This is a genomic window from Pantoea sp. SYBGC1 (assembly GCF_057197005.1).
On sequence record NZ_JBXUNM010000007.1, the window covers coordinates 102,209 to 114,037 of the forward strand.

At 55.6% G+C, this 11,829-nt stretch carries 10 protein-coding genes and 1 pseudogene; all 11 read left to right on the forward strand.

The genetic code is table 11. The features are described from left to right. Positions 1-118 precede the first annotated feature (118 nt). The 11 genes and pseudogenes from AC2CF9_RS13080 to tssE all read left to right on the forward strand — a co-directional run bounded on the left by AC2CF9_RS13080 (position 119) and on the right by tssE (position 11,820). Positions 119-615, forward strand: a pseudogene (locus AC2CF9_RS13080) (DUF2931 family protein). A 61-nt stretch (positions 616-676) separates the two neighbouring features. Further along, positions 677-1,243: a tetratricopeptide repeat protein gene (locus AC2CF9_RS13085; RefSeq protein WP_484557201.1), complete on the forward strand. Its 567-nt coding sequence runs from the start codon at positions 677-679 to the stop codon at positions 1,241-1,243. Positions 1,244-1,296: 53 nt separating this feature from the next. After that, the gene (locus AC2CF9_RS13090) at positions 1,297-1,563 is read left to right on the forward strand and encodes a PAAR domain-containing protein (protein ID WP_484557202.1); all 267 of its coding nucleotides are present in this window, start codon (positions 1,297-1,299) and stop codon (positions 1,561-1,563) included. Positions 1,564-1,566: 3 nt separating this feature from the next. Continuing rightward, complete coding sequence (locus tag AC2CF9_RS13095) at positions 1,567-2,721, forward strand: hypothetical protein (RefSeq protein ID WP_484557203.1); 1,155 nt, start codon at positions 1,567-1,569, stop codon at positions 2,719-2,721. Then, positions 2,708-6,103: an ImcF-related family protein gene (locus AC2CF9_RS13100; protein ID WP_484557204.1), complete on the forward strand. Its 3,396-nt coding sequence runs from the start codon at positions 2,708-2,710 to the stop codon at positions 6,101-6,103. Before AC2CF9_RS13095 ends, AC2CF9_RS13100 begins: the two co-directional genes overlap by 14 nt. Beyond that, complete coding sequence (gene tssA / locus AC2CF9_RS13105; RefSeq protein WP_484557205.1) at positions 6,100-7,683, forward strand: type VI secretion system protein TssA; 1,584 nt, start codon at positions 6,100-6,102, stop codon at positions 7,681-7,683. The genes AC2CF9_RS13100 and tssA overlap by 4 nt, the downstream gene beginning before the upstream one ends. A gap of 47 nt (positions 7,684-7,730) precedes the next feature. Next, a complete protein-coding gene (locus tag AC2CF9_RS13110; RefSeq protein ID WP_484557206.1) occupies positions 7,731-8,048 on the forward strand; it encodes a hypothetical protein in 318 nt (105 codons plus the stop codon). Between the two features lie 17 nt (positions 8,049-8,065). Next, complete coding sequence (tssF, locus tag AC2CF9_RS13115; protein ID WP_484557207.1) at positions 8,066-9,829, forward strand: type VI secretion system baseplate subunit TssF; 1,764 nt, start codon at positions 8,066-8,068, stop codon at positions 9,827-9,829. Next, positions 9,784-10,881 (forward strand): type VI secretion system baseplate subunit TssG, encoded by a 1,098-nt coding sequence (tssG, locus tag AC2CF9_RS13120; protein ID WP_484557208.1) that lies wholly within the window; start codon positions 9,784-9,786, stop codon positions 10,879-10,881. Before tssF ends, tssG begins: the two co-directional genes overlap by 46 nt. Further along, positions 10,856-11,395: a type VI secretion system lipoprotein TssJ gene (gene tssJ, locus AC2CF9_RS13125; RefSeq protein ID WP_484557209.1), complete on the forward strand. Its 540-nt coding sequence runs from the start codon at positions 10,856-10,858 to the stop codon at positions 11,393-11,395. The genes tssG and tssJ overlap by 26 nt, the downstream gene beginning before the upstream one ends. Then, positions 11,395-11,820 carry a type VI secretion system baseplate subunit TssE gene (tssE, locus tag AC2CF9_RS13130; protein WP_484557210.1) on the forward strand — a complete coding sequence of 142 codons (426 nt, stop codon included), beginning with the start codon at positions 11,395-11,397 and terminating at the stop codon, positions 11,818-11,820. Before tssJ ends, tssE begins: the two co-directional genes overlap by 1 nt. Positions 11,821-11,829 lie beyond the last annotated feature (9 nt).

The window sequence follows — 11,829 nt, forward strand, 5'->3', positions numbered from 1 at the left end:
TCTTAATTTTTTTTTTACTATTTCTTGTGCCAGTAGTAAATCTGACAGTCTCAAAACTCCCTGGGACAGGTGGTACTTTGCTTTTACCACGCCTAAATTTTTGCCGGCACAGGTAACATTGTTAAAACTGCTGGATATAGATGGCTATGCATCTACATATCGGACTATTGGTCAACCTTGGGGTATCAGCACAGAACGCTGGAGTGAAAAGAATTCAGCAGGAAATACGCAATTTAACCAGGCAAAAAGATTGCCGCAAATAATGATATTTTGCTGGGATTCAATAATTGATAAGAAAACTTACCAATCCACTCTGTTTTTCACTCAGGATACATGGGAAAAATGATTAGCCCTTACCCTGACGTTCTGAAACCAGGAAAAAATGCATACCGCCAGACGATGCTGATAGGTCTGGCGCCTGAGGGGAAAGTCCGCGTCTGGCTGAGGCAATATGGTCATTCAGATATCCCATTAATCGATACAGAAATAATAACTGTTTCAGGTAAAGAACTGGATATGTGCAAAGGTGTCACAGGACATCCAGATGGGTATGTATATTATGCAGATACTCCTTATTTCATTAAAGATAAAAAATATCCTTATGGTATCTGGTAAGTCGCTATATTTAAGATTAAATTAGTCAGGCAACACCCCTCTCATCTAAATGGAATTTCTCATGAAAAAATCAAATAGCTTGTTTCTTATTTTTATCTCTGCTTGTTTATTTTCTGCAACAACCATTGCCGATACCATATCAACAACCAGGGCGGACGATGCAAATAAAATAGCTAATATGTATCATTTAGGCATGGGGGTTCCGCGGGATATGAAAAAAGCTTTCGAGTTCTACCAAATCGCTGCTGAACTTGGAAACACGGATGCTCAGGTTGATTTAGGTGATATGTATTATTACGGAAAAGAAACCGCGCAAAGCTACGAAAAGGCGAATTACTGGTATGAGAAAGCAGCGAAAAATGGCAATGCCACTGCGCAGATGAATTTAGGCTACGCATACCTTAATGGTAAGGGAGTTGAAATGAACTATGCTAAAGCCAGAAACTGGCTTGAGATTGCAGTAAAACAAGGCCAGCCTTCGACGATGTATCACCTGGGCACGATGCACTTTGATGGCAATGGGGTTGCTGAAAACAAGAAGCTGGCCGTCGAACTGTTCAAAAATAGTTGCTCTAAAGGTGATTACAATGCGTGTGATAAGTTAAAAGATCTTAAGAAAAAGAACTAATAAAATTATATGCATAATGAAATTTATATGCGCAATTAAATATGGGTCTCAATATGTCGAAAGGTTTTGTGTTGCTGGGTGATAAAACCACACATGGTGGACAGGTCATTTCCGCCTCATCAACAATGGTAGTCAATGGAAAGAATGTCGCCCTTGTTGGCGATAAAATAATTTGCCCGATAAATGGCCATGGCATTAATGCTATTATCGATGGATCGCCAGAGTGGATATCAGATGGTAAAGCCGTGGTTGTTAATGGTTGCCACTGCGAATGTGGCTGTCAGGTTATTTCCAGTGCAACGGATTGCGCAATAGGATAAATAATGAGTTGGGAGCGTCAAAAAACAACAATATTAGCTAAGCCCGAAGAGCCTTCATTCATCCTGTGGATAATGACAGGGGTTCTGACACTGGTTGGGTGCATACTATTATTTGTCCTGCATGCTAATAAACTGGCCAGAGTATTTCAAACATATAATCTTTGGGCTGTCACCTCATTTCCTGCTGTTATCTGGATATTCTTTCTCTGCCTGCGCAGCTGGCTCTACAACAACGCGTTTAACAGACATGAATTTGAATTAAGTGAAGCAGAATTTGCACAACAGCAGTGGGAAGAGTGGGCTGGGCGCAACATCGCAGTCCTGCACAGCGGTGTTATATTGCCTGCAAATCTGACATCTAAAATTCTTTTGGCTTCTCCGCCAACGCTGGAGCAAAGCTCATTTTTATCCCGACGAATCGCTCTGCACACCCCTGAGGCGCACTTTTCTGTTTTGCTTGCAGGGGTAAATCAGGCTTTGGCAACGTTGCCTTCAGGTATCGTACCTGTCGTTACATTGCTCACCGATTTTTCTGATGATTTGCCTGCGTTGCAGGCTGCATTTATGAATGCCTGGCAGAGAGCTATTCCCGATCGCCCGAGACCCCGGTTGACCATTCTTAAGTCGAAGTCCTTCCTTTCACTGGATGAGCGAATTCGGACACCTACGCTGGATGTGGAACTAATCCTGATTCATCAGACTCAGGGAGGAGATGCGTATAGTGATGCGCTGGCTCTTCTTATGTTGACCTCCGATGATGTAGTCACAAAATTCAACCTCTCTTTTAACGCCCGTATTTTGCGTCCAATGAAACTTGATAGGGCGATATCAGAAACGTCACTGAATATGTTTTTCTCAACGCAAACACAGGCCTGTTCAACGGCCAGTATCGTTGGTGACAAAGTGGATTGGGGTAATGCATTTTTCCGTTTGCTTAATTCAGCCAGAGAATATGGCGGTTACTGGAAACCTGAACAGCTTCACTGGCTGGAAAAATATGCCGGAATAAGTGGACCTTTCTCTCCATGGATACTGGCTGCTGTAGCCAGCGATATCGTCAATATACAAAAAGCGGACTGCCTGATGCTCTCAAAGGATGATGAGCAGAAATTTATTAATACGGTGCAAACAGGGAATATAACCAATGAAAACAGGTGACTCTTTATGGCGCGGAGAGTGGGGCCGGCTGGGATTCTCCGCCCTTATTGCAGGAGGGATTGTCTGGCTAATATGGCATTTTGGCGACAGGATTGAACTGCATACTACGCTTATGAAAAGTCTGGTACTTGCCGGTGCGTTATTTCTGTTGATGATGCTTCGTCATGGCAGAACAGTGAGTCTGGTTATTCAGCAGAGCTGGCATCGCTTAGAGGCTAAGCGAAAGAATGCCCTGCCTGCTGATGAAAGCCGCGTTGCACAGACCGCACCACGCAACGTCACCGTTGATGCTATCCGCCTCACCCTGCGCAACCTCCACGGTCGCTGCTGGGCACGTAAAACGCGCATCCTGCTGATAACTGGCGCAGTTGATGAAGTGGAACAATTAACCCCTGGCCTGCCGGATCAGCTCTGGCAGGAAAACCGTGGCACGCTGCTGTTGTGGGGTAGCGATCTCAACGCACCTGCTGACATTGCCTGGCTGACAGCGTTACGCAAATTGCGCCGCCGTCCGGTTGATGGAGTAGTATGGGTGACCCGGGCATTCGATCAGTTATCAGCGCCGGGACTGGAGCAGCGGCTGTCGCTGCCTTCTGAAAGCACCATGGATCCCCCATTTTATGCCATTCGCGCCCGGATGGATGCGCTGGGCTGGAAGCTTCCGCTATATGTCTGGTCCCTGCATACATGCGCCGGTAAGCCGGAAGGTCGCATCACGCAGGCCACTGGCTGTCTGCTACCTGCCGGCTGTCATAATGAGGCTTTAACAGAAACGCTGACTGCCCTGACGCCGGCCCTCATCTCGCAGGGGCTACAGCAAGCCTGTAGTGATATAAACCATCACTTTCTTTTAACACTCGCTGACCAGCTCAGTCGCAGATCGGAGAACGTGACCGCGCTCCTCTCAGGGATGCTCACTCCGTCTAGCCCACTATCGCTTGCGGGGCTGGTGTTCAGCCAGCCTTCTGCGGGTGTCAGGCAAGCTGTTATACACCACTGGCGCATGGATAAGTGCTGGGATGTTCTGCCTGCGTCAGTCCAGATGCTTCCTGCAGAGCTGCGTCCACGTAAGCCGGGCATTCCATGGCAAAAGATAATGGCGTCTTGTGCTTCTCTGGCAATGGTGGGCTGCGCTGCGTGGATATGCATGGCATACATAACTAATTACAGACAGATAGCTGATGTAAATGCTCAGGCCGCGCTTGCCGTCAGGCCGAATCAGTCGCCTGAACAACGTATGAAAGCGCTGACTGAACTTCAGCATACGCTGGCTCGCCTGGAGTATCGCTCAGAACATGGCGTGCCATGGTATAAGCGTGCCGGGCTTAGTCAGAACGAAGAACTGCGTTCTGCTCTGTGGCCCCGCTACCTTGAAGCAGCACTGCCCCTCCTGCGCGACACCGCCGCAGCCTGGCTCACCGATGCACTGCAGACTTATGCCACACTCCCGCCTGACAGCCCGCTGCGCGAAACGCAGTCAAAGCAGGCCTATGTGCATCTCAGACTCTATCTGATGCTGACGCGTCCTGAACGTATGGACGTCGCCTGGTTCAGCCAGACGCTGATGCAGAACTGGACACAGCGACAGGGGCTGGACGAGGCTTACTGGCAGGGAGCCGGGGAGACGCTGCTGGCTTTTTATGCAGAGCATCTTATTACTCACCCCGAATGGGCGCTGAAAGCAGACCCGGATCTGGTCGGGCAGGTACGCACCCTGCTGGTACGTCAGATGGGGGTAACCAACAGCGAATCGCGGCAGTATCAGCGGGTGATCTCCCGGGTAAAGCACCAGTACGCCGATATGCGGCTGGCCGATATGACCGGCGATACGGATGCCGGTCGCCTCTTTATCAATGATGAAATTGTGCCCGGCATGTTCACCCGTCAGGCGTGGGAAGAGGGCGTTAAACCTGCCATTGAAAAAGTGGCGCGTGAGCGGCGCGAAGAGATGGACTGGGTGCTGAGTGATGCACCGCCGCCTGCAGGTGAGGCGGCTTCGCCTGAGGCGCTGGAGACGAGGCTCGCCAGCCGCTACTTTGCCGATTACAGTGCAGCCTGGCTGCACTTCCTGAATAGTCTGCGCCTGCAGCCCGCGCCGACGCTCTCAGATGCTATTGATCAGCTCACGCTGATAGCGGACGTCAGGCAGTCGCCGCTGGTGGCGTTAATGAACACGCTCAATGTGCAGGGGCGTACCGCACAGAGCGGCGGCGCGATGAGCGACTCGCTGGTGAAATCTGCACAAAACCTCTTTAACCGGGAGAAGCGCCCGGCGATTGATCAGCGCAGCGGCCCGCAGGGGCCGCTTGATGCCACGTTCGGCCCGCTGCTGACGCTGACCGATAATCAGAGCAGCAGCACGATGAACCTGCGCACTTTCCTGACGCGCGTAACGCAGGTGCGCCTGCGCCTGCAGCAGGTCACCAGCGCGGCAGATCCGCAGGCGATGACGCAGGCGCTGGCCCAGACGGTATTTCAGGGAAAGAGCGTTGATCTGACTGAGACACGCGACTACGGCAGCCTGGTTGCCGCCGGACTGGGGCAGGAGTGGAGCGGTTTCGGGCAGACGGTGTTTGTGCGCCCGATAGAACAGGCGTGGCAGCAGGTGCTGATGCCAGCTGCAGGCAGCTTCAACGCACAGTGGCAGCAGGCTGTAGTGAATGAATGGAACCGCGCATTTGGCGGCCGCTACCCGTTCAGAAATGTCAGCAGCGAGGTATCACTGCCGCTGCTGGCGAAATATCTGAATGCGGACACCGGGCGCCTTACCCGCTTTCTGCACGCTCGTCTGAGTGGCGTACTTCATCGCGAAGGAACCCGCTGGGTACCGGACCGCATTAACGCCCGCGGACTGACGTTTAATCCCGCTTTTCTGCAGGCGCTGAATCAGCTCAGTCAGATTGCTGACGTGGTATTTGCCAGCGGTCATGCCGGCCTGCATTTTGAGCTGCGTCCGGGAACGGCAGCAGACGTGATGCAGACTGACCTGATAATCGACAGCCAGAAGCTGACCTATATGAATCAGCAGCCGGTCTGGCGGCGCTTTACCTGGCCTGCTGACACCGAAGCGCCAGGCGCATCGCTGAGCTGGATCAGCACCAAAGCAGGCACTCGTCTGTACGGTGAGATGCCGGGCAGCTGGGGGTTGATCCGCCTGCTGGAAAAGGCGCACGTCAGCGCCAGACCAGGATCGGGCAGCAGCTGGCAGCTTACCTGGCATGCCCCCGACGGGCGGCCGTTAAACTACATCCTGCGTACCGAAGCCGGCGAGGGGCCGCTGGCGCTGCTGAAGCTGCGCAACTTTACGCTCCCGTCCGATATTTTTCTCACCGGCAGCACCCAGAACCCGCCGGGTAACGCTGAATTCATTGAGGAGGAGTGATGCCCCTGCAATCTCTGATTAGCGCCTGCGGCATGGACGCGGAACCGCTCCGCGCGCAGGTTGCTGAGCATATTCTCTTATGGGAGCACTGGTTGCAGCCTGTAAGCACCAGCCATCCTGCCGGTGAAGACCCGACCTATACCGATACGTTTCAGCGGATGCAGGAGGAGATGAACCGCCTGTCCGGCACGGATATGGCACTGATCTGTTCGCTGGCGGAGCAGATACTGACTTCGGAAGCGAAAGATATCCGCGTAGCGGTCTGGTACTGCGTGGCCCGCCTGCAGCAGGATGGCGAAGAGGGGTTTGCTGAGGGGCTTGCCTTACTGGCGGGCCTGCTGCAGCGCTTTGGTGACAACCTGCATCCGCAGCGGACGCGCAGTCGCGAGGCGGCGCTGAATTTTATAGCCAGCGCGCGCGTGCTGGATACGCTGACGCTCTATCCGGAGGTGACGACCGCCACGGCGCAGCGCACCGTGGCGGCGCTGCTGGCTATTGATGACATCTGCAGGGCGCAGGGCGGCACCCATTCCGCAGGGCTTTACAGCGCGCTGGAGTCCCGGCTGCTTAACGCCGGCGGTCCTGATGCGATAGTGCCGCTGACGGCAGCAGACAGCCTGCAACCAGACGCGTCTTCAGCCTCAGCTGCGCCAGCTCTGGCTGCCATCAGCTCCGGGCGGGAGCTGATGGAACAGGCGCGAGCGCTGGCAGCTTATCTGCGCGAGCAGCCAAATGGCGCGCTGGCCGCACACCGGCTGATGAAAACCCTCCGCTATGACACGCTCAGTCAGCTGCCGTTGCTGTCAGGTAACGGCAACAGTTGTGTGACGCCACCAAAATCTGACCAGCGCGCGCTGCTTAAACGCCTCTGGATCCAGCAGAGCTGGGCCGAGCTGGCTGAGCAGGCGGACAGTCTGTTCAGTCGGGGAACAAACCATTTCTGGCTTGACCTGCAGTGGTATCAGCACCAGGCGCAGCTGCGATCGGGGCATGCGGAGTTTGCGGCTATTGTTCAGGACGATCTGAAAGGGCTGCTCTCCCGCCTGCGCGGACTGGAAACGCTGGCCTTCAGCGACGGCATGCCGTTTGCGGATGAGGTGACGCTGAGCTGGATCCAGCAGCAGGTCATGATAACGGAGAGTGCGTTCGGACCCGATCCCGCCGCTGCGGCGAGCGTGCCGGAAGATGAGGTGCTGTTGCTGGAGAGCGAGGCGACTGAACTGGCAGACAGAGAGGGCATTGCCGCTGCGCTGACCTGGCTGCAGCAGCGACCCGGTATCCACTCTCCGCGCCAGCAGTGGCTCCTTCGCCTGCTGATGGCACGGATTGCTGAGCAGTCTGGTCGGCAGGAACTGGCACTGCAGCTGCTGAGCGCGCTCGATGCTACCGCAGAGAGTATGACACTGGCGGAATGGGAGCCAGCGCTGTTATTTGAAGTCAAGTCCCGCCGGCTGAAGTTACTGCGTGCCCGCGCAGGCCGGAGTGAAACGGATAAAGCCCGCCTGCAGTCTGACATGGAACCGCTGCTGGCCGGGCTGGTAACTATCGATGCGGCGCGAGCGTCAATCCTCTTTTCTTAATAGGATCTGACCTCTTTCTTTAATTTAACTATAAATGGTTCAAAGGAATGATGACATTAATTAAAACACAGAATATGCAGCCGATAGGCTTTCATTATTTTGATAATACGTATGTCAGCAGGCAAAAAATAAAAGGCGTCATCAATTGCGCAGAGCTCATCAATTCAAAAAGCGCTCAGCGAAGTAAAACCGCCAGTCAGTACAAAATTGAATTTTGGACCTGTAAACAGGTCACCGATATTCATACCGGTAATATTCTGACCAATGTGGTTCTCACCCCGGTTGCGGCTGCAGCGGACATTATTTTCTTCCCGATATCGCTGACGTTTCTCCGGTTTATGACTGGTCTGGGTGCGTTCAAATAAGAGAGGCTCGTCAGAATATGAAAGACTTAACGCTGCGCTATTACGATATTGAAATGCGCTATCTGCGCGACGCCGCAAAAGAGTTTGCCGAAACTCACCCTGACCGCGCCGCCATGCTCAACCTGGATCGTGCCGGAACGCCGGATCCGTTTGTGGAGCGCCTGCTGGAGGGGTTTGCCTTCTCGGTAGGACGGCTGCGTCAGAAGATCGATGATGACCTGCCGGAGCTGACCGAGGGCCTGGTCAGCATGCTCTGGCCGCACTATCTGCGCACCATTCCATCGCTCGCAGTAGTGGCGCTGACGCCGGACCTGCCGAAAATGAAGATGGCAGAGACGGCGCCTGCAGGGCTGGAGATCTTCTCCCGTCCCGTGGGGCCTAAAAATACCGTGTGCCGCTATCGCACCACAAAGCCGGTCACGCTTAACCCGCTGGCGGTCACCGGGGTTGCTATGGGCACTGAGCCGGATGGGCGCTCTGTGCTGCGCCTGCGCCTGACCAGCAGCGGGCAGGCGGACTGGAGCCAGTGTGACCTGCGCCAGCTGAGCCTGTGGCTGGGAGAAGATCTGCCCGTGGCGACGGCACTGCATCAGAGGCTGACCCGCTGCCAGGCGGCGCTGTACATTCACGTGGCGGGGCAGCCGGAGCGCAGGGCCTGTGACGGCTGGTTCAGCCCCGGCGGATTTGACGAGGATGATCGGCTCTGGCCAAAGGGGGAGAGCGCTTTCAGCGGCTATCAGCTGCTGCTGGAATACTTCACCTTTCCTGAGAAATTCCGTTTCGTGAATCTGAATGGGCTGGAGACGCTCGCGCTTCCGCCCGGGCTGGCATACGTCGATATCGAGGTGGTCTTCAGCGAGCCGTGGCCGAGTGATCTACCGGTCAAAGAGAGCTCTCTGCGCCTGCACTGCGTGCCGGTGATTAACCTGTTTGCACTGGAAGCCGATCCGCTGATTGTGAACGGACTGGAGAGCGAGTATCTGCTGCGCGCAAAGCGCCTGCAGGATGGGCACACGGAAATTTACTCGGTGGATACGGTCAGCGGTTCAGGACTGAGCGGTGCGGCTGAGTATGTTCCGTTCACCAGCTTCCGGCACCGGGGCGGCATGATGCGTCGTCTTGCTCCGGAGCGTTACTTTCATACCCGCGTGCGCCGGGGCGTCACCGGCCTGCATGACACCTGGCTGATCCTCGGCGGTCAGCAGTGGGAGAAAGACGATCTGCTTTCTCGCGACACCCTCTCGCTGCGCATTACCGGTACCAACGGCCAGCTTCCGCGTCGCGCGCTGCAGAGCACGCTGCTGGATCGCTGCGAACAGGTGCTGCAGACGCCGGTGACGGTGCGCAATCTCACCCGCCCGACGCTGCCTGCTTATCCACCCGCTGAGGACCGCTTTCACTGGCGGGTGCTCAGCCATCTCGGCTCTGGCTTTATCAACATGATGAACAGCGCGGAGGTGCTGCGCGGCACGCTGGCGCTCTATAACTGGCAGGATGATGAACGCTGTAACCGCAGGCTGGAGGCGATCCTTGACGTGCAGCATCACCGTCTGCAGCGGTTTGAGTCGGGTTATCTGCTGCGCGGTCTTGATGTTGAAGTGACGCTCGACAGCAGCGGTTTTACCGGTGACGGCGATATCCACCTGTTTGGTGAAATGCTTAACCGCTTTCTGTCGCTGTATGCGGACATGAATCAGTTCATTCAGCTTTCGCTGATAGTCCGGCCTGAAGGAAAATGTATCCGATGGAAAGAGAATCACAGCCAGCGTCTGCCCGGCTGATCGCACGGCTGGGTGACCAGCTGCCCCGTATGAACTTTTACCGTTTTTGCCAGCTGCTGGAGAGGTGCGATCCTGAAGCGCCGGTACCGGGCAGCGTCTGGCAGGTGCGACACGAGCCGGTACGGTTCAGGGCGCACCCGGGCATGGGATTTCCGGCCGGCGAAATTCGCGCGGCTGAAACCGCCGGGTATCCGCACCTTCCGCCCACGGTACGCATCAATTTTATGGGGCTGTATGGCACGGCATCTCCGCTGCCAACGCATTATATCGACGATATCGCCCGGCAGCGTGAAGGGCATGAGGCGCTGCAGGATTTCCTGGATATCTTCAGTCACCGGCTGACTACGCAGTTTTACCGTATCTGGCGCAAATACACCTATCCGGCCACGTTCGCAGCCGGCGGCACCGATGAAACCTCTCAGTACCTGCTGGGGCTGGCTGGCCTGGGAATAAACGGCTGTGCGCAAAACATCGCCACGCCGGTTTCGCGCTTTCTGGCGCTGCTGCCGGTCATGATGCTGCCTGGCCGGACCGCTGAGGGGCTCTCCTCGCTGGTGGCGCTGCTGGCACCGGATACGCGCGCGAAGATAGTGCCGTGGGATCCGCGTCGTATTCCCCAGTCCTGCCGTTTACGCCTGAGCACGCAACGGCCGGTCAGCCTGATGCGTCGTCCGGTCATGGGAACGCATGCCACCGACGTTAACGGACAGGTATTACTGCGATTGCTCACCGATAACCCGGAGGAGATGCGCGGCTGGCTGCCTGGTGGACAGTTACACGGCGATCTGATGGCGCTGCTCCACGTCTATCTGGGAGCAAAGCTGGATGCGCGGCTGGAGCTGTGCGTCGACCGCGCCCTGCTGCCTGATGCGCAGCTGAGCTGCCGGAAAGAGACGGCACAGCAGCTGGGCCGCACCGCGGTGCTGCCTCAGCGGAACCTTAACGCCTCGCATAAACCCGATTTACTCACTATACCGCTCGGGCGTTATCAGCGCGTCCGGGAACAACCTTCAGGGACTGAAACCGATGAACAGGGCGACTACCGCTGGTAAAATAGTTATTCCTCTGATGCTGGCGCTGAGTGCCAGCGGCTGCGGCCTGACGCAGAAAGTATCCGAAGGCACCGCGTCCGTTACAAAATCTCTTTTTTACAAACAAATACGCACCCTGCACCTCGACTTTCGCGCCCGTGAAGGCGCCAACCGCAATGCGCAGGGCGCTGCGCTCTCAACCGTGGTGCGCATCTGGCAACTCAGCGACCGTCAGGCCTTTGACGCCTCCGACTACCCTTCACTGTTAGCGGCTGACAGTCAGGTTCTGAAAGCGGATCTGCTGGCGCAAAAGGCTATCCGGGTGCGTCCCGGCGAATCGATCAGTATTGATGTACCGATGGAGGAGATAACAGCCTTTGTGGCGGTGGCCGGGCTGTTTCTATCGCCAGATACCCAGAATGAGACGTGGCGACTGCTGCTGACCCGCGCAGACCTCCACCCGGACAAAGCCAGGGTGATTGAGCTGGGTGACGGCACGCTGACGCTGGTAGCGGAAAAGGGGGAAAGACCCTGATGCAGCCTTCACTTTACGACATGCTTTACGGCAATTTCAGCGGCGGCCTGGATCTGGATGCGGTGAGCGAACGGGAACAGGTGATTTTATCGGTGCTGGATAACCTGCAGCGCATTCTTAACACCCGCGCCGGCGCCCTGGCTCATCTGCCCGATTATGGCCTGCCGGATATGACGCTCATCCTGCAGGGGCTGCCCGGCACCGCACATCAGCTGGTACATATTCTTTCTGACGTATTACTGAAGTATGAGCCCCGGCTGAAACAGGTTGATGTGGTGATGCTGGAACAGACGCAGCCCGGTGAGCTGCGTTATGCCATTGATGCCGGGCTGGACGTCGTGGGTAGGGTGCGCTATGGCACTGACTTTATGCCGGGAGGAAAGGTACTGCTGCGGCATCTGTGCCAGCAGAACGTGATGCGTTAAGCCATAGCC